A 26,353-nucleotide genomic window follows, 5' to 3' on the forward strand; every position below is an offset into this window, starting at 1 on the left:
AGCGGACCGCGAGACGCCCGCCCCGTGTGACTCAGCTCTCGTCGGTCGACGCGGTGACCGTGGCCGACGACTGCTCGGCGGCCACCGTGGTCTTCTTCGTGGCGGCCTTCTTCGTCGCCGTCTTCTTGGCCGTGGCCTTCTTGGCGACCGTCTTCTTGGCAGCCGCCGTCTTCTTCGTGGCGGCCTTCTTCGCGGTGGCCTTCTTGGCCGTCTTGCGCGCCGCCGTCTTCTTGGCGGGCGCCTCGGCCTCGGCCTCGGCCTCCCCGGTCTCCCCGGCCGCCGGAGCGGCCTCCTCGACCGGTGCGGAGGGAACCACGACCACGGCCGCCTCGGCGGACGCGGTGGGCGCCGTCGCCTTGCGCACGGCACGCCGACGAGGACGGGCCGGAGCCGCGCTCTCGGCGGCAGCCGCCTCGGGCTCCACGACCGACTCGGCCACGGGCTCGGCGACCGGTTCGGCGGCCTTCTCGACGACCGGCTCGGCCACGGGCTCCGCGACCGGCTCGACGACCGTCACCACGGCGTCGTCCGCGGCGGCACCGGCCGGCGCGCCCGCCGGGGCGGACACCTTCCGGGTCGCCCGCCGACGCGTACGGCCCTTCGGCGCGGCCTCCTCGGCGACCGGCGCGGCGGCCGGCGCCTCGACGACCGGGTCCTCCACCGCGACGGGCTCCGCCTCGGCGGCCTCCCGCGACTTCGGGGCACGGTCCTCGGAGACGGTGGTGGCCAGGGCCTCACGGGACTTCGGCGCACCCGAGGGCGCGGACGCCCGCCGGGTCGCACGGCGCCGCGAACGGCCGCGCCCGACCGCCGCCTCGGCCTCGGCGACGCTGCTGTACAGCTCCTCGTCGGGCTCGTACTCCGGCGAGGGCAGCGCCACGGGCTCGGCGACCTCGGCGGCCACCTCGGCCTCGACCAGCTCGGCCGACTCCGCCGACTCGACGGCCTCGGTGACGTGCTCGTGGTCGTGCTCGGCACCGCCACGCCCGCGCTTGCGGCGCTTGCCGCCACCACCGCCACCGCCGACGGCCGTCGGCTGGTCCATGTGCACGATCACGCCGCGCCCGTTGCAGTGGACACAGGTCTCGGAGAACGACTCCAGCAGGCCCTGCCCGACGCGCTTGCGGGTCATCTGGACCAGGCCCAACGAGGTGACCTCGGCGACCTGGTGCTTCGTACGGTCGCGGCCCAGGCACTCCAGCAGGCGCCGCAGCACCAGGTCCCGGTTGGACTCCAGGACCATGTCGATGAAGTCGATGACGACGATGCCGCCGAGGTCGCGCAGCCGCAGCTGACGCACGATCTCCTCGGCCGCCTCCAGGTTGTTCCTGGTGACCGTCTCCTCCAGGTTGCCGCCCTGGCCGGTGAACTTACCGGTGTTGACGTCGACCACGATCATGGCCTCGGTCTTGTCGATCACCAGCGAACCACCGCTCGGCAGCCACACCTTGCGGTCCAGCGCCTTCATCAGCTGCTCGTCGATGCGGTACGTCGCGAAGACGTCGACCTCGGAGGTCCACTTCGTCAGTCGGTCGGCCAGGTCGGGCGCGACGTGCGAGACATATCCGTGGATGGTCTCCCAGGCGTCCTCGCCGCTCACGATGACCTTGGAGAAGTCCTCGTTGAAGATGTCGCGGACGACCCGGACGGTCATGTCCGGCTCGCCGTACAGCAGCGTCGGCGCGTTGCCGTTCCTGGCCTTCTTCTGGATGTCCTCCCACTGCGCCTGCAGCCGCTCGACGTCGCGGCGCAGCTCGTCCTCGCTCGCGCCCTCGGCCGCGGTGCGCACGATGACGCCCGCGTCCTCGGGGACGATCTTCTTGAGGATGGTCTTCAGCCGGGCCCGCTCGGTGTCGGGCAGCTTGCGGCTGATCCCGGTCATCGACCCCTCGGGGACGTAGACCAGATACCGGCCGGGCAGGGAGACCTGGCTCGTCAGACGCGCGCCCTTGTGCCCGATCGGGTCCTTGGTGACCTGGACGAGCACGGACTGACCGGACTTCAGGGCGGACTCGATACGGCGCGGCCCGTTGGCCATGCCGAGCGCCTCGAAGTTGACCTCGCCGGCGTACAGGACGGCGTTGCGGCCCTTGCCGATGTCGATGAAGGCGGCCTCCATCGACGGCAGCACGTTCTGCACCTTGCCGAGGTAGACGTTGCCGACGTACGAGGTCGCCTGCTCCTTGTTGACGTAGTGCTCGACGAGCACGTTGTCCTCGAGGACGCCGATCTGGGTGCGCTCGCCGCTCTGGCGGACGACCATGACGCGCTCGACGGCCTCGCGGCGGGCGAGGAACTCGGCCTCGGTGATGATCGGGACGCGACGGCGCCCCTGCTCGCGGCCTTCGCGTCGGCGCTGCTTCTTGGCCTCCAGACGGGTCGAGCCCTTGATGGACTGCACCTCGTCGGAGAACTCGGTCTCCTTGGCGCGCCGCTCGCGCGGCTCACGGACCTTGACGACCGTGCGCTCGGGGTCGTCGGGCGTCGACTCGGCGTCGCCCCCGGAGTCCCCGGCGCGCCGGCGGCGGCGACGGCGACGGCGGCTGCTGCTGGAGCCGGAACCGGAGTCCTCGCGCTCGTCGGCCTCGTCCTCGGCGTCCTCGTCCACCTGCTCGGCGGTGTCCTCGGCGTCCTGCGCGGCCTGTTCGGCGGCGAGTTCGTCACCCTCGGCGGCGTCGTCGGCGTCGGCCGACTCGCCGCGGCGACGGCGGCGGCCACCACGACGGCGACGGCGGCGCGACCCGGTGGACTCCTCCTCGCCGTACTCGTCGCCCTCGGCGGTGTCCTCCGACTCCTCGGACTCCTCGGGCTCCTCCGGCTCGTCGGCCACCACGGTGGCGGCCACGGGCGGCTCCGCCTCGGCGGGCTCACCCCGGCGACGGCGACGGCGACGCGATCCGCCGGTGTTCTCCTCCTCGGCGAACCCGCCGAGGTCGGTGGTCGCGGCGGCCTCCGCGGGCTCCTCGACCTCCACCGGGGTCTCGGCCCGTGCCTCGGCGGCGGCCTGCGCGGCGGCCCGCTCCGGCGTCTGGAACATCGGCTCGGTGAACACCGGCGCCTGGAACACGGCCACGGCGGGCCGCGACGGCCGCGACGGCGCGTCCTCCGCGACGGGCGCGGCAGGCGCCGAGAACCCACCGGCGGCCTTGCGCGTGGTCCGGCGACGGGCCCGGCGCGGCCCGGCGTCCTCGGCCTCGGCGGCGGGGGACTCCTGCGCGGCCTGGGCCGGAACGGTCTCGGCGGCGGGGGCCTCGGCGACGGCAGCCTGCACCGTCTGCGGCGCGGCGCTCTCGGCCGCGACGGACGCAGCCGCCTCACCCTCGGGCGCACCGGCGGGGGTGGTCACCCGGCGGGTGGCCCGGCGGCGTGTACGGCCCTTGGGCGCGGCCTCCTCGGCCGCCTCCTCCGCGGGCTCCGGAACGGCGACGGGGGCGGGGGCTTCCACGGCCTCCGCCGGAGCCTCCACGACCTCGGCGGCCACGGGCTCACCGGCGGGCGCGGACACCCGCCGCGTGGCACGACGGCGCGTACGACCGGCGGGCGCGACCTCCTCGACAGCGGCGGGTGCCTCGGCCGGGGCGGTGGTCACGGCGCCGGTCTCGGGCGCGGCCTCGACGGCACTCTCCTCGGCGGCCTTGGGCGCACCGGTGGGCGCGGAGGCGCGACGGGTCGCACGACGGCGCGTACGACCGGCGGGCGCGGGCTCCTCTACCTCGGCGGCGGGGGTCTCGGCGCTCTCGGTCACGGCGGCGACCGGGGCCACCGTCTCGACGACCTCGACGGCCTCGGCTTCCTTGGGCGCACCGGCGGGCGCGGAGGCGCGACGGGTCGCACGACGGCGCGTACGACCAGCGGGCGCGACCTCTTCGACCTCGGCGGCTTCCTCGTCCACGTCCGCCTCAGCGGTCACGGCGGCCTCGTCGGCCGCGATGGCCTCGGCCACCTCGGCGGTCTCCTCGGCTGCCGCGAGGTCCTCGGAATCGGCGGCCGGTATGGCCGGCGCGGTGGTCTCCGCGGCCGCTTCGGAGGCGGCGGAGGGGGGTCCCGCGGGGCGGGACGCGGCACGGCGGCGACGGCGCGGCGGCAGGGTGTCGCTCGGCGTGTTGTGGTCGGAGCCCTGCGCGGGCTCGGCGGGTTCGATCGATTCGGGCATGCGGGCGTTTCTCCCGTCAGGCTCCCGGGCGCCGCACCCGGTCCGGCATTGCCGGTGACGTCCGCGGCTCGCGTCGTGCGCGACTGCCGCCGTCCGGGGCGCGGGCGCCGCACGGGAGCTCTCTGTGTCCTGTCTCGCCGGTTCCGTACGCCATGTTGCGTACGGCCTGGCGAAAGTCTTGTGGTCGGTGCGCTGCCCGACCCAGGTGGCTCCCGGATCAGAGGGCGGCGCTACGGCGTCCGTCCCTACGCGGGGCCTACCGGCGCCGACGCCTTCGCGGCGGCAGCGGGTTCGGCCGTTGAGAGGGCCGGCGCTGCCTCGCGGTCGGGCGCGAGCGGGTCGGTCACCGTGCCGGTCTCTTCATCGAAAGGCCCCTGCGCCAGCCTGGTCACCGCTGCGGGGACCGGCGGCGCCAGGTCGGCCACGGCGCGGAGACCGGACAGGACGTCGTCGGGTCGAACGGCAGGCGTCACGTGCCGAACAACCAGCCGCAGTATCGCACAGGGCTGGTCCGTCGGCCTATCAGCCTGGGGAGCGGGCGCTTCGGAACCGCTTGGTCCGTCGCTTCCGTCCCGTCCGTCACGGCTTTCGAGAGCGACGACGGCTTCCCTCGCGTCGAAGGTACGCATGCCGTTCTTGGTCCTGCGCTGGACCTCGACGAGGTCCGCCGCCTTGAAGGCCTCGACCGCGCGCGCGGCGTCCGCCGGGTCCACGCCGTCCAGGCGCAGCTCCCACACGGAGGCCGTGAGCCGGTCGGCGAGCCCGGAGGTCCGGGCCTCGACCGCGTCGACGATGTCGAGCCCGGTGGGCAGCGACTCGTCGAGCAGGATCCTGAGCTTCTCCGGGTCGCGCGCGTCGGTGAGCGCGATCTCCAGATATTCCGCCTCACTGCCGGTGCCGGTGGGTGCGGCATTGGCGTACGACACCTTCGGATGCGGCGTGAACCCCGCCGAGTACGCCATCGGCACCTCGGCACGGCGCAGCGCACGCTCGAAGGCGCGCTGGAAGTCACGGTGGCTGGTGAACCGGAGGCGGCCGCGCTTGGTGTAGCGCAGTCGGATGCGCTGCACCGCGGGTGCGGGCGGCGGGCCTTCGGGCTGTCGCTTGCCCAGTGTCGTTCAGTCCTTCGTGAGAGCGGTCGTACTCCTACCAAGAGTACGTGGCTCGGCGACCTCCGGTTCCCGCCTGTGGACAGGCCGTGGCTCCGCAGGACGCCCGAGGAGGGCTGTCCGTATGCCGGCGCGGGCCTGGCGGACGGTCTCTCGGGCGGTGGCGAGGGCCTGCCGGGTGGTACGGCCCACAGCGCGTCCGACCTCCGCGACCGGCTTCCGGACGACGTCCCGTACGAAGTGGCCCGCGGGTGTGAGAACGGTCCGGTACACCCACCGCGTCGGCTCGACGAGGATCCACCGGAACAGCTCCGCCAGGAACCGTCCGAAGGCGAGCGAGATCCGCCCGGCCACCCGCCACGCGTGCCCGAGGGCGTCGCCGATCTCCCGCCCGACGACGGCGAGCAGCCGCACGACCGGGCCGAGCACCCAACGCCACACGGCGAGCGCGGGCAGCACGAGCAGCACACGCAGCGTCCAGTACACGCCGAGCCAGAGCCCGGTGAGGATCATCCGCACGAGCCACACCGCACCCCGGGCCACCCACGCGATCGCGTGCCCCACGGGTGTCAGCGCGTACCCGTACAGCCACACGGCCGGTACGACGAGGAGATACCGCACCAACCAGGCGACACCCCGTCCGAACGGCGTCAGCACCCACCGGTACAGCCACACCGCCGGCACGACGAGCAGCCGGTACCCGAGCCATCCGAGCGCCTTGGCGACCGGCACGACGACATACCGCCACAGCGCCACCGACGGCCACACGACGACCCGGCCGAGCCACAGCGACGCCCGGCCGAGCGGTCGCAGCACGGTGTCCGTCAGGAACCGCCCGCCCCCCACCAACGCGTCCCACACCATCCGCACCGGCACGACCAGCACGAGCACGACGATCCGCACGGGAACCCGGACGGCGACGACGAGACACCCCTCGGGTGCCTGCCGCTCGGGCGTCCGCTGCCGGGCGGGCCTCTTCTCCAGGTCCATGACGGCGTAGACGCCTCAGCGCCCTGTCCGGATCCACCCGGACGCCCGCGAATTCACCTGCCGTACCTCCTCGCACCCCACAAGTAACCGCTCACAGCGCCGAATTAGCCCACCCGGGACGGCCAGTTACGCCGATTTGATGATCTACGTCCCCGTCCGGTCCAGCGCGCTGGTCGGGTCGGTGGACAGGGGTGAGGCTCACGATCGAGTGCGGGGAAAAGCCCCAAACCGGTTGAAGCAAGGAGCACATAGATGAGTCCTGAGCGCAGGACGATCTCGCTGATAGGCCCGCTGGCCCGCCACAGATTCGCCAGGGTCGGCACCGTCGCCTCACTCGCGCTGGCGGTGACGGCCGCACTGGCCGGCCCCGCCGCCGCGGCAACGCGAAGCGTGTCCGAGCACTCCACCACGACGAGGGCCGGCACCGACGAATGCCCTCCCGCCGACGAACACGGCGAGCACCACGACGACGGCCAGCACCAGGCCGGGAACGACGGATCGTCCGACTGGTACGACCAGGACGGCCACGCGCGCACGACGGCACTCGGCGGCAACGACGACCAGTGCGAGCAGGAACCCGGCGGTCCGACCGGACCCCCCGGACCGACAGGGCCTCCCGGGCCGGTCGGACCGAAGGGTGAGCCCGGGAAGCAGGGCAAGCCCGGGGAGAAGGGCGACCCCGGAGAGAAGGGTGACCCCGGAGAGAAGGGTGACCCCGGAGAGAAGGGTGACCCCGGTCTCAAGGGCGACCCGGGCGAAAAGGGCGACCCGGGCCTCAAGGGCGACCCCGGTGAACAGGGCGACCCGGGCCTCAAGGGCGACCCGGGCGAGAAGGGTGACCCCGGTGAGCAGGGCGAACCCGGCCTTAAGGGCGACCCCGGTGAACAGGGCGAGAAGGGCGAGACCGGCGAGAAGGGCGACAAGGGCGAGAAGGGCGAACCCGGCAAGGTGGGCCCCGCAGGCCCCGCCGGCCCCACCGGCCCCTGCTCCGACATCGACGCGGTGCAGGACTCCAAGAAGCGCGAGTTCCGGGTCGTACTGTCCAAGGGACGGGTCTTCGCGGGCATCCGCGACCTCCAGGGCAAGGCAGAGCACCCGTTCCTGTGGACCGACCTCACCAGCCACCCCAACTTCCCCGCAGGCGGCCGTGATTCGCAGGGCCGCCACGTCGGCCACGCCTGCGGCGTCTCCGTCAGCACGCACTCGCCCGACGACAGCCAGGAACACGCCCAGAAGGAACACGGGCAGAAGGAAACCGGCAAGGACACCGGCAAGGAGACGGGCAAGGAGCACGCCGACGGCAGCGGCCAGAGCCACAGCCAGGGCACCAGCCAGGGTCACACCCAGCAGACCGGCCAGAGCCAGAGCCAGGGCCAGGGCCAGACGCAGACGGGCCAGAGCCAGAGTCACGGGCAGAGTTCGGGTCAGAGCCACGCCCAGAGCACGGGCCAGGCCACCACCGGCAAGGACCAGACGCAGAGCGCGAGCCAGCAGCACGGCGGCACGGACACCGGCAAGGACCACGGCGAGGACAAGGGCCAGTACAAGGGCGACCACGCGAGCGCCGACAAGGGCCTCGTCAGGTTCAACGTCGTCACCACCGTGGGCCAGGTCTGGGAGACCACCTGCGTCCCGGTCGACACGCGCCCCCACGCCACCCTGAACTGCGACGACGCCCGCGGCAACCCGCGCCCCTGGTACCGGGTCGAGCTCCAGCCCTCGGACAACATCGTCAACGGCGGCTCGATCGTCACCCCCCGTGTGACCGGCCGGTAGCACCTGAGAAGGGGTGCCCGGAGAACGGCCGACCGGCCCTCCGGACACCCCTCAAGACCCGGGCCCGCACGGCCCTGGCGGTCAGTGGCTGTGGCTGTGCCGCGCACTCCCCACCGGCTGCTTGACCGACAACGGCAGCAGCTTCTTCCCGGTCGGACCGATCTGGATGTGGGTGTCCATCTGCGGCCATATACCAACGCACCAAAATCCACGCTACGTTGATGACATGGGAACCCGCACGAGGACGCGAGCAGCGGCGGAGCAGAAGCAGTACGCCATCGAGGCCGAGTGGACGGAGGCAGACCTTGCGCTTCTGGAGGACTTGAAGAGGGCGGAGGCCCAGTTACCGGACGACGCTCCAAGAGCGCTCTTGTCCGTGCGGCTGTCTGTCCTTACTGATGACACGACGTCGCCGGTAAGGCAGGAACTCGATCTGCGTGTGCTCGCCCGGGAGCGCGGTTGTCGCGTGGTGGGCGTCGCCAGCGACTTGAACGTGTCGGCGACGAAGGTCCCGCCCTGGAAGCGCAAGGAACTCGGGGACTGGCTCAACAATCAGGCGCCGGAGTTCGACGAGATTCTCTTCTGGAAGCTCGACCGCTTCGTGCGGCGCCTCTCGGACCTCAGCACCATGATCGACTGGTGCCTGAAGTACGGGAAGAATCTCGTCTCCAAGAACGACTCGATCGACCTGACCACGACAGCCGGGAAGATCATGGTCACGATCATCGGCGGCATCGCTGAGATCGAGGCGGCCAACACGAGCACGCGCGTCGCCAGCCTCTGGGACTACACGAAGACACAGAGCGACTGGCTCGTGGGCAAGCCCGCGTACGGCTACGAGACAGCGTTGAACGAGGACGGCAAGGTCGTTCTCGTCATCAACAGCGACGCCTCCAAGGCGCTGCATTGGTGCCGCAAGGCCGCCATGAGGACCAGGGCCGCTTCCGCTCGACGCATGGTCAAGGTGCTCGTACGAGCCGGACTCTGCGGCCCCGGACTGACAGCGGCGACGCTGCTCCGCCGACTTCGGAACCCCGCGCTCATGGGGTACCGGGTAGAAGAGGACAAGAACGGAGGCGTGCGCCGCTCGAAGGTCGTCCTGGGTAACAACGGGAAGCCCATCCGCGTCGCCGACCCCATCTTCACGGAGGACGAGTTCGGGAGCCTCCAGAAGTCATTGGACACACGCGGGAAGAACCAGCCCGCCCGCAACCCGGACGGCGCGACAAAGTTCCTCGGAGTCCTGATCTGCCAGGACTGCGAAACCAACATGACGGTGCAGAGGACCCGCACCAAAGGCAGGTCGTACGAGTACCTGCGTTGCGGCAAGTGTCGCGGCGGGGGTCTGGGAGCGCCCAACCCCCAGGAGGTCTACAGCAAGCTCGTCGATGACGTGCTGAGGGTTCTCGGCGACGAGCCGGTCATGACGCGCGAGTACCGGCAGGGCGCCGAGGCGCGCAAGGAACAGCAGCGGCTCGAAGAGTCCGTCAGCTACTACATGACCGGCCTTGAGCCCGACGGCCGCTTCACGAAGACGCGGTTCACCAAGGAAAGGGCTGAGAAGACGCTGGACGACCTCATCAAGCAGTTGGAGGCCATGGACCCCGAGTCCACCAAGGACCGCTGGGTCGCCGTGCACAACGGCAAGTCGTTCCGCGCTCACTGGGAGGAAGGCGGTATGGAGGCCATGGCTGCCGATCTTCTTCGGGTCGGCGTGAAGTGCAAGGTCAAGCGGACCAAGGTCAAGGGCGTACGCGCCCCGAGCATTCACATGAAGCTCCTGATCCCCAGGGATGTGCGAGACCGCCTGATACTCAAAGAGGACGACTTCGCGGAAGGTTTCTGAGACAGCCCAGCCGATACGCGAGCGCAGCCGCCTTCCTAGGACCATGGGGAGGCGGCTTCTCGTCTCACTCGGACCACGACGTGGGATCAAACGGTTCCTCCGTACCGTCGTCGTCAACGATCACGATCTCGCTGTCGATGAGGCTCGTAGACCTGCCGACGCCAGACCGGGGTAGCACCGACCACCAAGGCTGTTGAGGTTCAGGCAGTGCGGTTATTGACCCCACTCCCCTCTTTCAACGCCTCCACCCCGAGCCGCCGGGACACTGCAAGGTCGTCGGCGATTCCGGACGCGATGAGCGCAGCACCGGATGTGTGGCCGGAGCCGACGTAACGCCAGTGCGCTTCAGTGACCGTGCCGGGGATGTCGGCACGGCCGACGTGGTGAGCACGCTCGGCGCGTAGCGCTGCGTACGTCGTCGAGTAAGCGCGGGATTTGGTGAGGATGTGGCCCCGGTAGCCGAGGGTGTGGGCCCAGGTGCGCAGGTGCAGCGGCTCGTATTCAGGAAGGCCGCCGAGGAGCCAGCACGCTCGCATCAGGTTGCGGACGTGATCGCTTACGGGTGTTGTGGAGATGTCGTCCCAGGTAGTGACCCTGTGGTCGGTGCCGGCGCCCGTCTCTCCGGCTCCCTTGGTGACGTACTTGGCCACGTATGCGGCCACGGCATCGTCGTCAGGGCCGTCGCCGTCAGTGCGCAGGGGGCGGGCGTCGATCTGGGTGCCCCAGCGGAGGGTGAGTTCGCCGACGGCAGGACTGTGGGGAGTGCGGACCAGGACGCGTCGGGCCGAGGCTCGTACGGCGTCGATGAGCCGGTCCGCAGTGCCCCATGCGGGAGGCTCGTCGTCCGGTCCGGCCGGGCCGTCGAGGCGGACGACGGCGTGTACGTGGACGGCCGCCCGTTTCTGATACTCGGCGACGCGTGCGAAGGACAACCGGGCGTGCTCGGCGAAGCGGGACTGTACGAGGCCCGCCGAGGTGGCGAGGTGTCGGCGGACGCCGATGACGAACCGGTCCCACAGTTTGCCCGCGTGTGCGTGCCAGAGCACGTGGGCTGTGTAGTCGTAGCAGTCGGTGCAGAGGGGTTGGCCGACGAGGGAGGCGTCCGGGGTGTGGATGGCGGCGCAGCCGAGGGGGCGATCGTGTTCGCAGGTGCTGCCGTCGCGGCGGGGGCGGCACCGGTTGTCTCCGGCGCGGTGGACCGGGCCGAAGGAGGGGGCGGTCAGGGTGATGAAGAGCCGGGGGTGGTGGCGGACCGTGGCGGGGATGTTCTTGCCGCCGGTCAGGCCCGCGCGGACGAGGTGGAAGGTGTCGCCCGCGTGGAGTCGGGAGCACGGAGCGCAGACGGTTGCGCGTCGGTTGCGGCAGCGGACGAGGAGGCGTTCGCCGGGTTCGGCACGGGTGTCGTACTGGCTGAGGATCTCGCCGGTTGCCGTGTCCAGGGTGGTGGTTGAGCCGGAGAGGTGGACGGGGTGGGAGCAGCCGCCGGTGGCGGTGATCTGGTCCAGCCAGCGTGTGAACTGGGGGTCTTGGGCGAGGCGGATTGCGTCGCGGTCTGCTTCGGGGAGCTGACGCAGGCGCGCCGCGCGGTCGAGGACGGCGCGCCTGTCAGCCGGGGTGTGCTCCGGGGTGATGGTGGTGACCTTCCAGGGTGGGCCGCCGTAGCGGCACGGATGTGGCTGGGTAGCGCGCAGTCGGTCATGGGGATCACTTCCTTGGGTGGGTGTGTGTGGGGTGGGGTGGGGTGGGGTTAGCGGATGGTTCCGGTGCCCCGGCAGACGCGGCAGCGGTGCCGTCGGCCGGTCCAGGTCTTACGGGCCCCGTCGCCCTTGCAGAAGGGGCACCTCACGCGCGGCATGGGCATGCGTTGCTCCGTTCTGGTCAGGTGTGGGAGAAGCCGTTGATCATCCAGGTGAGGAGCCCGTGGACGGTGTAGAGGACGGGGGTCTGGCCGAGGTAGAGGCCGAAGAGGCCGACGCAGACCGCTTCCCAGGCGCGTACGTCGCGGGAGCGGACGAGGAGGACGGTGATGATCCCGAAGATCACCGCGAACGTGAACGCCGTACCTTCGCTGATCACTTGCTGTCTCCTTCCAGCGCCGCCAAGGCGCGGTCGAGCGCGGGCAGTTCCGGTGCCATGGCCGCGTGCTTCCGTGCCGTTGTCACGGCTTCTTCGGTGGTGGTGAGGTGGGAGCGGGCCCGGCTCCAGCCGCCGTCCGGGCCGGTGCACACGGCCACGCCCTGTTCCGATGCTGTGATCGACTGAGCGACGGCCACGGCGTCCTTGTTCAGGTCGCCCAGGGTCATTTCGGCTGTGCCGGGGTCGTTGACGCGGTGGCAGATCCGGCCGCCGAGCTGTGCGCGCAGGGCGGTGACGCCGGGGCCGAGGTCGGAGCCGACGCGTTGCCCGGCGACGACGAGGTGCAGGCCGAGTGCGGCCCCGAGCTGTGCCAGGCGCAGCAGGAGCGTGGAGCACTGCTCGGCTTCTGCCTTGCTCTCGCGGGTGCCGTCCGACAGGTACAGCTCGGCGATCTCGTCGATGATCACGACGACCGGGACCGGCCGGAGTTTGTCGGGCAGTTCCCAGATGGAGCGGACCCCGGCCGACCGGCATGCAGCCATCCGGTCCTGCATGTCGATGACGAGCGCGCTCAGGATCGCGACCGCTTCCCGTCGGCAGGTAGCGAGCGCGCTCAGGCGTCCGGTGAACAGGCCGAGTTCCATGCCGCCCTTGCAGTCGATGCCGACCAGGGCGACGGGTTGCGGGGCGAGTTGGGTAATGAGCCGGGCCAGCAGGGTGGACTTGCCCGAACGGGTAGCCCCGGTGATGAGCCAGTGCGGGACGAGCCGCAGGTCCATCACCCAGGCGCCGCCGGACTCCAGCGCGCCGATGAGTGCGGACAGCAGCGCCGTGGGAGCGGTGGCTAAGCCGGGCCGCGCCAGCGGATCGGAGGCCGTCGCCGTCAGCAGCACGAGGCCGCGTTCCGGTGAGGTGACCCGCACCGCGTGAACCTGCCAGGCGTGCACGAGCGCGTCCGCCGCTTTCAGGTACGTCGCCGGGGTCTGGCCCGCGTGCAGGCGCACGAGCACGGTCAGACCCATGCGGGTGGCACGCGGGAAGGAGATCCTCGGGGCCACCGGCCGCAGCGGGTCACCCTTGACCACCACATCCCCGAGCAGCCCGCGCGGCGGACGCTTGGAGACGGCGAGGTCGTTGAGCATCGCGACCTTGCGCCAGGTGAACACCACCCGGCACGCCGTCGCCGGGTATCCGGCGAGGTACCAGTGCCAGGTGGGACGGTGGCGCCGCATCAGGTCACCGACGACGAGCACCCACGCCAGCACCGCGAGCCCGAAGGCGAGCAGAGTCGGGCTCATCGCGCATCACCGCTCTTGGTCTGCGCAGGAGCAGCCTGTACGGGTGTGATGGCGTCGGCGCGGAAGCTGACGCCGTGCCGGTCGCCCATCGACCAGGCGAACGCGGTCAGCCCGGTGATCTTGACGATCTGTCCTTCCTCGATGCCCTTCGGCTCGCCGCTCACGGCGATCTCGATCACCGAGATACGCCGCCTGTCCTGCCGCACGGTGACGGCCACGGTGTAGACGGGGTTGCCGTCCCGGTCCTTCTTCACCTCCTGTGTCTCGGAGTTGCTGATCTTCACTTCGGGGGCGATGGCGCACCGCAGTACGCCCAGTCGCGCCGTGTCCACGGGAATGGACTGCATGCTGTTCGGCCTCCTTGGCCAGTCGAGACGCCCGATCTCATTCGGACGTCACTTGTCCTAACGAGTGATGAGTGTGGAGTGCTGTACGGCGAGAGCGCAAGTACTTATGCTGACGAGTGACGTCGAGCGTGCGACGTCACCAGGACGACGTGACTACGACCTCAACCCGAAGGTGTCGAGATGACGGAGATCCAGCGCCCCGGAGCCCTCTATCAGCAGGTCGCCGCCGCCATCCGCGAAGCGATCCTGTCGGGCGAGTTCGCGCCCGATTCCCTGCTGCCCTCCGAGGCCCAGCTCATGGCCCGCTACCAGGTCTCGCGCCCGACCGTCCGCAACGCCATCGCGGCCCTGCGCGCCGAAGGACTCATCGACGTCCGGCACGGCAAGGGCAGCTTCGTACGCTCCGACGGCCAGCCCGCCCTCACGATCGAGCGCCGCATCAGCCGCACCGCCGAGGGCCGGTTCGTGATGCCCAACGGCGACGTGTGGGACGAGACCGAACAGCCGGGCACCTACCGCACCCGCACCACCAAGGACACAGGCCGGTTGCTCGGACTCGGCGAGGAGGAAGCCCTGTTCGGCTGTGACCGCCTGCTGACCGACCCCGCCACCGGCACGCGCGCCATGCACCGCACGCTCATCCCGTTCGAAGTGGCAGAGAGTGTTCCGCTGCTCGCGGAGGAGCCGTGCAGGCGCCCAGCGGCGGTCTACTGGCTGCTCGCCCAGGACGGCCACAAGCTGTGGTGGTCCGAGACGGTCCGCGCCCGCATGCCGATGCCCGACGAACGCACCACCCTCCAGCTCCCGGACGCGACCCCGATCCTGCACCTGACCCGCGTCGCACACGGCACCGACGACCGCCCCCTGATCCTCGAAGAACTGCGCATCGGCGCGGACCGTGCCGAACTCGCCTACCGGATCACCGCCGACAAGCAGCCCGCCCGACGCACCCGCGCCTGAGCGCCAACGGCGATCGGTCGAATCTGTCTTCACTTCCTCAAGGGCGCGCCTGCGGCGCGCCGGGACGCCCGGCCGCCCCGGCCGGGCATGCGGCGTGACCGCCGGTCCCGTCCGGACGCCGGTCGCCCCCGACCGCAGCCCGCCCGAGGAGACAAGGCGTCGCCCGGTTGTATTGGGCCGGGGTGTGGGTGGCTGGGGGTCGACGGCCTCCGAGACTTTAGGCAGCTCCCATGGGGCGAGCCTCGAAGAACAGGGGGCCCATCGGGCACAAACGCGGGCAGCACACGTGCCTGCCCGATTCGCCTGGCGAGCGTAAGGCCCCCTGTTCACTCGCCCCATGGCAGCTACCGCCCAAAGTCTCTGCGGCCGGCGACGTGCCCACGCACACCGCTCACCAGCGAAAAGACCGCTCACACCGCACCGCCGTCGCCGTCCGCGACCGACTCCAGCAGCCCGGCAAGCCGCTCCACGGCATCCGGCAAGCCCGCCAGACGTACGACCCCGCGCCCCTCCACATCCGTCGAGGCGACCGCCCGCACCGCCGACAACTCCAACCCGGCACCCAGCAACGCCCGGTTCAGCCGCTCGGCAGCCACCCGCGCCACCCGCCACCCCGCGACGTAGTCGACCCCGGACACCCACAGACCGGACTCCACACCCACCACGTCGTCGAGCCCATCGCTCAACCAGTCCTCACCCGCGCCAGCCACCGCGTTCACCTCAGCCCTATGTCACACGACAGTCCATCAACTCCCTTGCTTCCAGGGCCTGAAGCGACGCAACGCGACGACCCCGGTACCATCAGGCACCGGGGACCGTCGCGTCCCCTGCCGGGCCACCCTTCGCTTTCCACGGCTGACGGGGTGGCCCGGTCTCGGTCTTCGGTTGTAAGGCGCGGCCCCTTCTCAGCCGGGGAGCCCGAGGTTCTGAAAAGGGGCCACGCCTCTGGGCCGGGGAAGGTCAGTTCCGGCCCGAATCCGGGTCACTCTCCGCTCCCGATCGCGTGGGAGCAGACGGCACAGTGACCCGGCGCTTGTTGTCAGCCCCACCTCTCGGACCAGAGCCGCTCAAGGTCCAGGCGAGCCCACACGTGCTTGCCGCCGCCGCTCCGGGGTGACCACCACACCGCATCGGCCAGGCGCTGAATGATCAGCAGCCCACGGCCCCGGTCCGGCACCAGCGCCTCAGAGAAGTCACCCGCCAGTTCGGGCGAGATGAACTCACCCGCCGCCAGCTCAGGCGGAGTCGAGTCCTCGTCTCCTACTCCGATGACGAGCAACTCCGGATACGTCATCAGCGACACGTCGATGCGCCGCGCGGCACCCGGCAGCGAGAGCCGGTTGTCCGGCACCGCGTGATGCACGACGTTGCCGACCAGCTCCGAAACGATGAGTTCCGCGTCGTCGATCGCGTGCGGCAGATTCCAGGTCTGAAGGTAGGAGCCGACCAGGTCCCGCGCCGCCTTGCAGCAGTCCGGAGACTCAGCGAAGAGCGTCAGAGCCCGGAAGTGCCCGGTCGACGGGTCATGCGCCGAGCGACGGCGTGGAGGAGGCTCCACCGAGGCATTCGCCAAGTGTTTGCTCTGCTGTGTTTCCACCGCGTTCCCTCCCGAGCACTGACGAGCCCTGTAGCCCGCCGAACTGTGCCGACCAGTGAACGACGCAGGACCTGCGGTCGGGAGCGTTCACCAGGGGGTTCACGTGAACACCGGCAAACGTAAAGGGGGTTCACCAACGAACCCCCAGGACGATTCGCCTGTGACACGATGAACACTCGCCGTAATTCTCGGGTTGGCAGGGGAGCATGAGCCGAGAGCCGAATGCGCAGTTGATCGCAGTCATGGAAGAGGCCAGAGTCTCGAACAAGGGCCTCGCGAAGCGGATGCAGGACTCTGCCGCCCAGCGCGGCACGACACTCGGGACGACCCACGTCGCCGTACAGCGATGGCGGAACGGCTCAGGCATCCAACCCGAGGCAGCGGCGATCATGGCGGACGTGCTCGGCGCCAAGCTCGGCCGCCGCATCACACCCGGCGACCTCGGATTCTTCGAATACTCAAGCCCGGCCGTTCCCCAAGCGATGGGCTACCCGAGCACTGTCCCCGATGTGCTGTCGGCACTGGAGGGACTTGCCGACGAGCGAGTCGACACGTCCGACCCCGGCCGCATGGTGATCGCGGACGCTGATCTCAGTTCGGCCGTCCTGTCATGGATGATCGGACGGCCCGACGGCATCCAGGCCGACAGGCCCGCCCACCAACGTGTCGGGATGCGGGACGTCCGCGCGATCAAAGACGCAGCCAGCATGTTCATGCAACTCGACTTCAAGTACGGCGGAGGCCACGGCCACAAGGCACTCCGCCACTACTTCCGCCACGAAGTCCTCCCCCTGTTAGACGCCAGCTACAGCGAGAAGGTAGGCACGGCACTGTTCGGCGCCGCCGCCGAGGTCTCTCAGTTGCTCGCATGGACCGCGTACGACACCGGCAACCACCGGCTCGCCCACCGCTACCTGACATTCACGCTGCGCCTGTCCCAGGTCATCGACGACCGCATGTTCGGCGCCCGCATACTCGGCAACCTCAGCCACCAGGCCAACTACCTGGGCAACCACGCCCAGGCCATCCAACTCGCCCGCGCCGCCGTCGAGGGCGCGAAAGGCCGAGCCACCCCCCGAGCCATGGCGAACTACTCGGCCATGGAGGCTCGCGCCCTGGCCAACGCGTACGACCCGGTGGGGGCAGGTCGCGCGATGAACGAGGCAGAACGCCACTTCGAACGCGCCGAGGCAGCCGAAGACCCCGAGTGGCTCGCCTACTTCGACTCCGCGGAACTCATGGGCGAGATCTCCCACTGCTTCCGCGACCTCAAGATGCGCCGCGAGTCGATCGAGGCTGCACAACGCGCAGTCGACGACACCGACCCGAAGTACGCCCGCACCCTGGGGTTCTGCCGCATGGTCCTCGCCCAGAGCCACCTACTGAACGGCGAGCTGGAAGCCGCCGTCACAACCGCCAGCCTGGCCGTGGAGGGAGGCGACGCCCTCCAGTCGACCCGCTTCCAGCGCTACGTCACCGACTTCCAGGCCGAGGTGAGCGCCCAGGGGGCGAACCCGGTCGTGGCCGCCTTCAACGACCAGGTGCGCGACGCACTCGCCCGCCTGGAGGACGACGAGTAGCGCGGTTACCAGGGACGCCAGTCCCGAGGCGTGTCGTCATTGCGCAGCCCCGCGATACGCCGGCCGTACTCGGCAGCCGTCCGCTCGTCCTCCTGCACGTTCTGCATGAGCCACGTCGTCATGCCGAACTCTTGCAGGCCACGCAGCGTCTCGTACCCGTGCCAGTCGTACAGGTCACGCCCATACGCGGCCACGAAGTCGGCGTACTGCTCGTCGGTCTGCCACCCAAGACTGTGATGCTCGACAGCAGTGACCATCAGATCCCACTCAGGATGATCGAAACAGAAGGCCTCGAAGTCGATCAGGATCACGCGCCCCCGATGATCCACCATGAGGTTCTGCACGTGAGCGTCCCCGTGCACGGGACCTTTGGGAGTCTCGAACCGCAACTCGGCGAACTTGTCGCGCAGCTCCCGCCACCGCTTCCGCAGGAAGACCTTGTCATCCTCCGGCACCACAGCCCGGTCGAGCCGCAGTTCCTGCTTGTCGAAGGGGTCGAAGGAAGGCAGTTGAAGCCCGTCCGGCACGGTCAAGGAGTGCAGATCCCGCAGGACGCCCCCCAGCTCCCCGTACGTCGCCTTCCGATCACCCTCAACGATCAGATGCCAGAACGTCACGGGATGCCCATCGACCAAGACCGGCTGCTCAAGGTCTTCAACGACACGCGCAGCAGGAAACCCTTCCTCCGCCAGCCACCGCGAGACGCCCACCTCTATACGAGCCTTCGGCAACCACTCCTGCCCACGAGCCACACGCACGATCACCGGCGCCGACCCCAGCCGGAACAACGCGTTCTCCCCAAGCCTGATCAACTCCGCGTCTCTGCCGTCGAGCCCCACCGCCCGGCACGCGGCACTCATCACCCGCGCAGCCCTCGCCGACGTGAACCCTTCTCCCGATCGAGCAGCGTCAACCGCCATGCCCGTACCAGCTCCCCTAGTCGCGCGCGATCAACCGGCGCGCATCCATGGGGGACCAACCCAACGCGCCAGACACGACATTGACCGTACCCATGTGCGGCAAGCCAAGGCGAGGGCGAGCCGAGACGTGACGTTGCCTATAGCCATGGACGAACCAGGGCTCTTCGAGAGATACACCGGGGCGGGCTACTGCTATACAGGCGCTTGCCACCACCGCCGAAGGGTCGGTCCCCTACGTCGGAAACACGAAGAGGGACCGGAATCATTTGACTCCGAATCCCTCTGAATCGACCCTGCTTGACACTAAGACGACTAAGCGCTTACTGGGGCACCCTCCGGCGAGTACCGGACATCGATTACATTCGACTCCCCAACCCATTCTATGAGCGTCCGCATGGCGCCATCTGAGAGCTCCGTCGTAAATAGCAAGACTAGGTTCTCTCGGGCTCGCGAGCACGCGACGTAGAACAGATTCCGTGACCTTTCGAAGCGCTTTTTTTCATCATCGGCGAACGTGTCCCGCTGCGGAAACTTCGCCAGCATCTCAGGAAAGTTGTATTGGGTCCACCCTCCCCCAAAAACACCTAGAACGTTGGGATACTCGGCCCCCTTGACGCCATGCTGTGTAGAGAATGGCGTATTTTCTTCGACGTATTCGCGGAGGGCTATGACCTCGCGGTAGCCAACATTTCTAAATTTTCCATACTCCACCAGACGTCGAGGCTCAGTGAGTTCTTGCCCACTTTCCAAATCGCGGAGAGCGAGCTCCCACTTGCGCTGCCGACCGACAACCTCTTGGGGAAGCGCAAAGTATTCTTGCTCCAGCAAGACATCAAGGACATCACCCACGCTCCCCTCACTCCGGGCTACGTTGATCTGACCAAATAGATCTGCCCAGCCGGTCTTGTCGCTCCTCCTTTTCAGACGAGGTCGAGATCGCTTGAGAAGATCGAACATTGGACCATATTGCTTCTTGCTGAAGAATTCGCAGCAGGGCTCAAGAAAGTCCAACAGAAAAGCTACGACATCATCATTCTTACGAACATAATCCTCGTTACGCTTAAAAGATCTATCAATACCCCCGAAGCCCAACTCGGCAGCAATTGATGAGTGGGTCAGCATCAGAATCTTAGTCGGCCCGGTCGCCTCTTTTCCGTGACGCAGGCGAGCGTCTTCAGAAACCCAATGCAACGTCTCTTTAAGAGCCCGATCTGGGATCTGCCCCTTTTTCGAATGCGTCCCTCTCGGACCAGTCCAATTATTGGTGTGGTAGACAGTCACCGTGCCGTTGATGGAATCGGCAACGGTGGCTTGAGGCAATTCCGGACGCATGTTGTTTAGGAGGGCTACGACAGCCTGACTGGATCGCCAATTGGCGCGCTTCTGAATGGGCTTGACTGGAAGATGGTCAATTGATCCGCATGTCTTATCGTAAATCTGTTGCCAGTGGTCCCCGAAGAACCCATAGGTCGACTCGCCTGAAAATGATGACCGTTCCCCCAGCAAGGCCTCAGCTAGGCCTGCCGGAGTGTCCTGGTACTCGTCAACGAGGACGATGGGGAATCTATCTGCAACAAGGCGTCGAAACTTTGGCTTGACAAAGAGGCGAGCGGCGAGTGTCGGGACGTCATCGTGATGAAGGCGAATTGTGTGCTCATCGACACTACGGAATCCCAGATCGTAGGAGACGCTGTAGTCCTGTAGAGATGTTTGATCCTCCAGCAGCCTAGCAAAACCAGGTAGCGTCTCAATCTCATGGAGCAAAGACTTCCTGAACCGGGATATCGTCTCCCAAAGAAACCCGTGGATCGTTTCGGCAAAAACATGCGGACTACTATCAGTGCGTCGAATGATCTCATTGCGAGCGACATTCGTGTAGGTGATACACGCCACTCGTTGCCCATCCCGCGGAAGGTATTCCGATCGATTGCTGAGAATGTGACGCAGCGTCTCGATGAGTGAGTAAGTTTTACCCGCTCCCGCTCCGGCTTCCAACTTGAAATTAGATCGGCCTTCGAGAGCCGCGAGAATGTCGCGGAGAGTTTTCTGACTCTCTTGCTCAGCAGTCGCCGGTCCGGAAATGGCAAGAGTCACCGGATCGCCACCTGACTGGTCGGATCAGAATCGCCAACCGGCTGTGTAGATGCGTCGCGTTGTTCAGCCGGCGCCTGGTCGAGAAGCCATTCCAGACCACGCTTGATGTAGCGCGGGATCTTCCAACCCTGCTGCTCGATTGCGAACATAAGAGCGAAATCGCTCTTCTTGCGCCCTCGCGCCAACTCTCTCGCTTTCAACTCAATATCCAAAGGACTTTCACCATCATCACTACTCAGGCCGAAGATTTCAGGGTTCGCCAGAATGAAAGCGTCCTCAAAAGTTCGACCACATGGCCCTTCAGCTACTTCAGGAACCTGATACGCAAGGGCACGCATACCGGTAGCTGGAAGGCTACTCTCTGCTTCCTTCAGCAGCTCGGCGGGGGCCATTTCACCTTCCCTCTCCTCGAACCACTTCTTGATTCCTTGGTTGGTTGTCGCTGTTGCTTCCTGAACGCAACACCGTTCGAGCTTCTTGGTGCCAGGCTTTGCCGGATCTAGGTCCGTAATAACAAGCGTCTGCAATCCAAGAAAATCCAGGAAGGGATAGAAGATGTGAGCATGCGCGCCGCCCACTTCCATGATGCTGACATATTGACTCGAAAGGCTACTACCGCCAGCCTTCCGCTCTTCCTCGTCGAACTCGGCAATCGCAGCGGGAATAAAGATACGCTCAGTCGTACCCTCGATCAGAATAGCCTTATCAGCAAAGAAGAGGTCCGCCCGGGTAAGAGTGAGATATTTGTGCAGGAAGTCCTTGTTGACTCCTGAAGCGTCGGCGAGATTGAGCACGCTTGAACTGCTTGCTTCCAGAGATTCGCCACTTTCACACAGACGAAAATACCTGATAGCAGAGAAGCCAACCCTGTTAGCAATGTGCGCTGAGTGAGTAGTCACGAGGAACTGCGCATTCCAGTCCTGATCTTCACCATCTGCGACGGGGAACTTTTTCTTGAAGACTCCCAGCTGATGAATAAAGATTTCCTGCATCTGGGGATGGAGGTGCGCCTCAGGCTCCTCAATAAAAACCAAATGCACACATGGCTTGCTTCCCTGCGCCGAGTACTCCCGATAGTAGCTAAATAGGGTCAGCAGGATCAGCAGCAGATTTCGCGATCCTAGACCGCTGTAGGACTCAGGAAGTTCTACCCCAGCGGAGCCTGGATACCTGATGCTGGTGAAATTTGACAGGAGCCGCTTCGAATCGAGTGTTGTCCGAGTGGAAAAATTCCTGTTCCCTAACCCTGGGTATCCGAAATCTGACACTGTAGGCGCCATCTTGCTGTACATGTCTTGCAAATGTTCATTAAGCTTCCCGACGATTTCTTCCAAAGCGCTCTCAGCTTGGGTGGCGACATCTTTCAAAATGTGCCCGTCGTCCGCCTTCGCAGCAACCATGAAGAGCGACTCCAGGATCTTGCCAATCTGGTCCTTGGGCCGCTCCTTTTCGTCATCGAGACCACGCGAAGCTTTAACAAAGTCAACTTTGATAGCTTTAGATACCTCCGCCATCGAGACACTTCTATAGTTGGTTGTATCTGTAGGGTCGATGGCGATAGCCATGCGCTCGTAGAGGTGCGGAATCCGAGGGCCGACGAGTGAGAGGAGCACCGACTCTTCCCAATCGGCGGCCAGCGAGAGGGGAGCATCACGAAAGAACTCTTTCATTGCCCCAGGCTTCAGGCCGTAACGAATCGAGATAATGGCTTCGCTGCAATCCGGGTCTAGATCGACAATAAGCGGACCAAGGTTCCCGTACTCAGAGGTCTCACTGTCATAGGAAAGGAAAACCTTGACGGAAATCTCTGGCAGAGCCTCTCGGGCAGCAACTTCGTCACCGGAGATGAAGTTCCGATAAGCGTCGCCGAACTCTATATATGACTCTGTGGAGAAATCCTCAAGCCGCAGGCTGATGTCGCCGGGTCGCAGGAATTTACTGAGCACTTCGGCGAGGGACGTCTTACCAGTGTTATTTCTACCCACGCACACAGTGACGTCTTCATCGAAAGTGACACTTACGTCCCGGAGGAGGCGAAAGTTTTTCACTTCTACCTTGGTCACAGCGGGTCGCCGCTGCGGCTGGGGTTGTGTCGACTGCCCTACGCTCACGATCGCTCCCGAGCTACCGCCGAGCCCGCAGTTCTACCCGACATGGCTCGTGCCCCTGAGGAGCTTGAGCAAGCGGATAACTTGCGCTCCCAGTGGGGCAGTTTGTCACGGTAGGCAGGCGAAGAGGGCAGCTTTGCGAGAAAACGGACAAGATCTCGATCTACTTCATTGGACCGGTCGAGGTCTCAAGTTTCCGAGAGCTGGCGGATCAGACTGGCCACACTCCGTGAGCCCTGAGGTACTCGACCGCCCTCTGTCGGCATCGCATGAGCGCAACCAGACGGCACGGGGTGCAAATTGGTTCTTGGCGCCCTCCCAGAACAGGGGGCGCCAAACGTTGTCAGGACGCCTAGCAGGCTCGCGAGGGGCACAGACCCACTCCACAGTCGACGAGCCTCCAGGGGGCGGGAGGGGCGTTCTCAGAGTCTGCCGCACGATCTCCTGCCACCCACTCTGCACACTGAGCGCCTTCAGGACGGCACCTGTGTCTTCCTCGCCGTCGTCCCCCAGGCCTCTGCGATGAGCCGCAACGCCTCACTCACTTCAGTGAGCGTGTTCGCTGGTCGCAGCCTTCTTCACCGACAGCGGCGACAGCTTCTTGTCGCTCTCACTCAGTTGCAGCCATGTGACTCAGTGCGCCACCAGCCGATTCCGGCATGCCAGTCCTTCGCCCAATGGGCGAAGTCGCCTTCCGACTGCTCTGTAGGGGAACCGGCGTAAGGCGCGGCGCATCCGTCGCGGAGCCACCACACGCGGCCACGCTGCGGCCCGGTCACCACCAGCGTCCAATACTCACCCGTCCCGTCGGCCCCCAGCAGCACTGAACCGTCCTGGTAGGTCCGGTGCAGCAGGGACGAGTGGAGGGCGTGGTCGTAGTAGTCGTACTCCCACTGCCACTCCTCCTCCAAGGGGAAGGGTCGACCAGGCGCGCGTTCGGCGGTGCCGTCGAACGGCTCCGGGCTCATCCAGCAGTCCGCCTCCCAGGAAAGCCAGCTCATCGGCTTCTCTCCCAGAGGCAACAGGCCACATGTCTCAGGTGGACCTTCATCCGTGCCGTTCGCGATCTCGGCGACGAAGGTGCGATACGGCTCCGGCAACACCACGCCGTGCCTGCTCTCCCAGGCCCCAAGGGCTTCCCAGCCCAGAGGGCGACGGCGGGTCTCAACTGGAAAGGCTTCACATAGCAGGGCCATCACGCCCGAGGTCGCTTCCTCCACGTGCCAAGGGGTACCACGAGCCACCGACACCCCCGCCTCATGCTTTCCGGCAGGCAGCCGGCTCAGAGGCCCTCAACGCCCTCAGACCCACTCCACCTCCGAGTAGACCCTCTGCGAGTCCCCAGGCGGCGGCAACGGCGTCCTAGGCCTCTTCGGCAAGGAACGCTGCCGCCCGCCGCGAGCACCGAGCCCACGGAGCATGGCAGCAGCCTCCTCCTCGGTCACGTCTGCCAGGGCATCCACGACGTGCCGCAACGCCTCTTCGCTCACCTCAGCGGCCGTTTCAGCTGGTGGGCACCGTCTTCTTCACCGACAACGGCAGCAGCTTCTTCCCAGTCGGGCCGATTTGTATGGCCGTGTCCATCTGCGGGCACACACCACAGTCGAAGCACGGGGTCCAGCGGCAGTCCTCGACCTCGGTCTCGTCGAGGGAGTCCTGCCAGTCCTCCCAGAGCCAGTCCTTGTCGAGGCCGGAGTCGAGGTGGTCCCAGGGGAGGACCTCCTCGTAGGTGCGCTCACGGGTGGTGTACCAGTCGACGTCGAGGCCGACGTCGGCGAGCGCCTTGTCCGCGCAGCTCATCCAGCGGTCGTAGGAGAAGTGCTCGCGCCAGCCGTCGAAGCGGCCACCGTCCTCGTAGACCGCGCGGATCACGGCGCCGATACGGCGGTCGCCGCGCGAGAGCAGGCCCTCGACGATGCCGGGCTTGCCGTCGTGGTAGCGGAAGCCGATGGACCGGCCGTACTTCTTGTCGCCGCGGATCTTGTCGCGGAGCTTCTCCAGCCGCGCGTCCGTCTCCTCGGCGGAGAGCTGCGGCGCCCACTGGAACGGTGTGTGCGGCTTGGGGACGAACCCGCCGATCGACACCGTGCAGCGGATGTCGTTCTGGCCGGAGACCTTGCGGCCCTCGGCGATCACCTTCATGGCCATGTCGGCGATCTGGAGGACGTCCTCGTCGGTCTCCGTCGGCAGACCGCACATGAAGTACAGCTTCACCTGACGCCAGCCGTTGCCGTACGCCGTGGAGACGGTCCGGATCAGGTCCTCCTCCGAGACCATCTTGTTGATGACCTTGCGCATGCGCTCGGAGCCGCCCTCGGGCGCGAAGGTCAGGCCGGAGCGCCGGCCGTTCCTGGTCAGCTCGTTCGCGAGGTCGACGTTGAAGGCGTCCACGCGGGTGGAGGGGAGGGACAGACCGATCTTGTCCTCCTCGTACCGGTCCGCGAGGCCCTTGGCGATGTCGCCGATCTCGCTGTGGTCGGCGGAGGAGAGCGAGAGCAGGCCCACCTCCTCGAAGCCGGTGGCCTTCAGGCCCTTCTCGACCATGTCGCCGATGCCCGTGATGGAACGCTCACGGACCGGGCGGGTGATCATGCCGGCCTGGCAGAAGCGGCAGCCGCGGGTGCAGCCGCGGAAGATCTCCACCGACATGCGCTCGTGGACCGTCTCGGCGAGCGGAACCAGGGGCTGCTTGGGGTACGGCCACTCGTCGAGGTCCATGACGGTGTGCTTGGACACCCGCCACGGGACACCCGACCGGTTCGGCACGACGCGGCCGATGCGGCCGTCGGGGAGGTACTCGACGTCGTAGAAAGCCGGGATGTACACCGAACCCGTCCGCGCGAGACGGAACAGGACCTCCTCGCGGCCACCCGGCCGGCCCTCGGCCTTCCAGGCGCGGATGATCCCGGTCATGTCGAGCACGGCCTGCTCGCCGTCGCCGATGATCACCGCGTCGATGAAGTCGGCGATCGGCTCGGGGTTGAAGGCCGCGTGGCCGCCGGCCAGCACGATCGGGTCGTCGAGCGTGCGGTCCCTGGACTCCAGGGGGATGCCCGCCAGGTCCAGCGCGGTCAGCATGTTCGTGTAGCCCAGCTCCGTGGAGAAGGACAGCCCGAACACGTCGAAGGCCTTCACCGGGCGGTGGCCGTCGACGGTGAACTGCGGGACGCCGTGCTCCCGCATCAGCTCCTCCAGGTCCGGCCACACGCTGTACGTGCGCTCGGCGAGGACGCCCTCACGCTCGTTGAGGACCTCGTAGAGGATCATGACGCCCTGGTTGGGCAGACCGACCTCGTACGCGTCCGGGTACATCAGGGCCCAGCGGACGTCGCAGGACTCCCATGGCTTGACGGTGGAGTTGAGCTCACCGCCCACGTACTGGATCGGCTTCTGCACATGCGGGAGCAGGGCCTCTAGCTGTGGGAAGACCGACTCGACTGTCATCGCGGGAGTTACCTTCGTGAGCTGACAGGGGTGACCATCTAGCCTAACGCCCCCG

Annotated in this window: 18 protein-coding genes; 4 read left to right on the top strand and 14 right to left on the bottom strand. The window is 67.2% G+C overall.

Annotated features, from left to right (window positions below; genetic code table 11):
- Positions 1-31 precede the first annotated feature (31 nt).
- From F9278_RS14105 to F9278_RS14115, 3 genes are all read right to left on the bottom strand, one after another.
- Positions 32-4,153 (bottom strand): Rne/Rng family ribonuclease, encoded by a 4,122-nt coding sequence (locus tag F9278_RS14105; RefSeq protein WP_152168641.1) that lies wholly within the window; start codon positions 4,151-4,153, stop codon positions 32-34.
- Positions 4,154-4,398: 245 nt separating this feature from the next.
- Positions 4,399-5,223 carry a TIGR03936 family radical SAM-associated protein gene (locus F9278_RS14110; RefSeq protein ID WP_152168642.1) on the bottom strand — a complete coding sequence of 275 codons (825 nt, stop codon included), beginning with the start codon at positions 5,221-5,223 and terminating at the stop codon, positions 4,399-4,401.
- Between the two features lie 48 nt (positions 5,224-5,271).
- Complete coding sequence (locus tag F9278_RS14115) at positions 5,272-6,252, bottom strand: hypothetical protein (protein ID WP_152168643.1); 981 nt, start codon at positions 6,250-6,252, stop codon at positions 5,272-5,274.
- 252 nt (positions 6,253-6,504) lie between these two features.
- Here F9278_RS14115 and F9278_RS14120 point away from each other — a divergent pair, with 252 nt between their 5' ends.
- The gene (locus F9278_RS14120) at positions 6,505-8,028 is read left to right on the top strand and encodes a collagen-like domain-containing protein (protein WP_152168644.1); all 1,524 of its coding nucleotides are present in this window, start codon (positions 6,505-6,507) and stop codon (positions 8,026-8,028) included.
- A gap of 226 nt (positions 8,029-8,254) precedes the next feature.
- Positions 8,255-9,874: a recombinase family protein gene (locus F9278_RS14125; RefSeq protein WP_152168645.1), complete on the top strand. Its 1,620-nt coding sequence runs from the start codon at positions 8,255-8,257 to the stop codon at positions 9,872-9,874.
- A gap of 200 nt (positions 9,875-10,074) precedes the next feature.
- On the opposite strand, the gene F9278_RS14130 is transcribed toward F9278_RS14125, so the two are convergent.
- The 4 genes from F9278_RS14130 to F9278_RS14145 all read right to left on the bottom strand — a co-directional run bounded on the left by F9278_RS14130 (position 10,075) and on the right by F9278_RS14145 (position 13,595).
- Positions 10,075-11,448, bottom strand: coding sequence for a replication initiator (locus F9278_RS14130; RefSeq protein WP_152168646.1), 1,374 nt, complete (start codon positions 11,446-11,448; stop codon positions 10,075-10,077).
- 304 nt (positions 11,449-11,752) lie between these two features.
- On the bottom strand, positions 11,753-11,950 hold the full coding sequence (locus F9278_RS14135) for a hypothetical protein (RefSeq protein WP_152168647.1): 198 nt from the start codon (positions 11,948-11,950) through the stop codon (positions 11,753-11,755).
- Complete coding sequence (locus tag F9278_RS14140) at positions 11,947-13,248, bottom strand: FtsK/SpoIIIE domain-containing protein (RefSeq protein ID WP_152168648.1); 1,302 nt, start codon at positions 13,246-13,248, stop codon at positions 11,947-11,949. The genes F9278_RS14135 and F9278_RS14140 overlap by 4 nt, the downstream gene beginning before the upstream one ends.
- Entirely contained in the window at positions 13,245-13,595 is a 351-nt protein-coding gene (locus F9278_RS14145) for an SCO3933 family regulatory protein (RefSeq protein WP_152168649.1), read from the bottom strand. Before F9278_RS14145 ends, F9278_RS14140 begins: the two co-directional genes overlap by 4 nt.
- A gap of 180 nt (positions 13,596-13,775) precedes the next feature.
- Between F9278_RS14145 and F9278_RS14150 the strand changes: the two genes are divergently transcribed.
- Positions 13,776-14,555, top strand: coding sequence for a GntR family transcriptional regulator (locus F9278_RS14150; RefSeq protein ID WP_152168650.1), 780 nt, complete (start codon positions 13,776-13,778; stop codon positions 14,553-14,555).
- 410 nt (positions 14,556-14,965) lie between these two features.
- On the opposite strand, the gene F9278_RS14155 is transcribed toward F9278_RS14150, so the two are convergent.
- Both F9278_RS14155 and F9278_RS14160 read right to left on the bottom strand, forming a co-directional pair.
- On the bottom strand, positions 14,966-15,265 hold the full coding sequence (locus tag F9278_RS14155; RefSeq protein ID WP_152168651.1) for a hypothetical protein: 300 nt from the start codon (positions 15,263-15,265) through the stop codon (positions 14,966-14,968).
- 329 nt (positions 15,266-15,594) lie between these two features.
- Positions 15,595-16,152, bottom strand: a complete 558-nt coding sequence (locus tag F9278_RS14160; RefSeq protein WP_152168652.1) for an ATP-binding protein — start codon at positions 16,150-16,152, stop codon at positions 15,595-15,597.
- A gap of 206 nt (positions 16,153-16,358) precedes the next feature.
- On the opposite strand from F9278_RS14160, the gene F9278_RS14165 reads away from it, so the two are divergent.
- A complete protein-coding gene (locus F9278_RS14165; RefSeq protein WP_152168653.1) occupies positions 16,359-17,732 on the top strand; it encodes a sporulation protein in 1,374 nt (457 codons plus the stop codon).
- Positions 17,733-17,737: 5 nt separating this feature from the next.
- On the opposite strand, the gene F9278_RS14170 is transcribed toward F9278_RS14165, so the two are convergent.
- From F9278_RS14170 to F9278_RS14195, 5 genes are all read right to left on the bottom strand, one after another.
- Positions 17,738-18,652 carry an aminoglycoside phosphotransferase family protein gene (locus F9278_RS14170; RefSeq protein ID WP_152168654.1) on the bottom strand — a complete coding sequence of 305 codons (915 nt, stop codon included), beginning with the start codon at positions 18,650-18,652 and terminating at the stop codon, positions 17,738-17,740.
- Positions 18,653-18,964: 312 nt separating this feature from the next.
- Positions 18,965-20,746, bottom strand: a complete 1,782-nt coding sequence (locus tag F9278_RS14175) for a UvrD-helicase domain-containing protein (protein ID WP_152168655.1) — start codon at positions 20,744-20,746, stop codon at positions 18,965-18,967.
- A complete protein-coding gene (locus tag F9278_RS14180) occupies positions 20,743-22,857 on the bottom strand; it encodes an ATP-dependent nuclease (protein WP_152168656.1) in 2,115 nt (704 codons plus the stop codon). The genes F9278_RS14175 and F9278_RS14180 overlap by 4 nt, the downstream gene beginning before the upstream one ends.
- A 611-nt stretch (positions 22,858-23,468) precedes the next feature.
- Complete coding sequence (locus tag F9278_RS14185) at positions 23,469-24,074, bottom strand: SMI1/KNR4 family protein (protein WP_226966734.1); 606 nt, start codon at positions 24,072-24,074, stop codon at positions 23,469-23,471.
- A 283-nt stretch (positions 24,075-24,357) separates the two neighbouring features.
- A complete protein-coding gene (locus tag F9278_RS14195; protein WP_152168658.1) occupies positions 24,358-26,298 on the bottom strand; it encodes a TIGR03960 family B12-binding radical SAM protein in 1,941 nt (646 codons plus the stop codon).
- Positions 26,299-26,353: the final 55 nt, after the last annotated feature.

This window comes from Streptomyces phaeolivaceus, from assembly GCF_009184865.1.
Lineage (GTDB): Bacteria > Actinomycetota > Actinomycetes > Streptomycetales > Streptomycetaceae > Streptomyces > Streptomyces phaeolivaceus.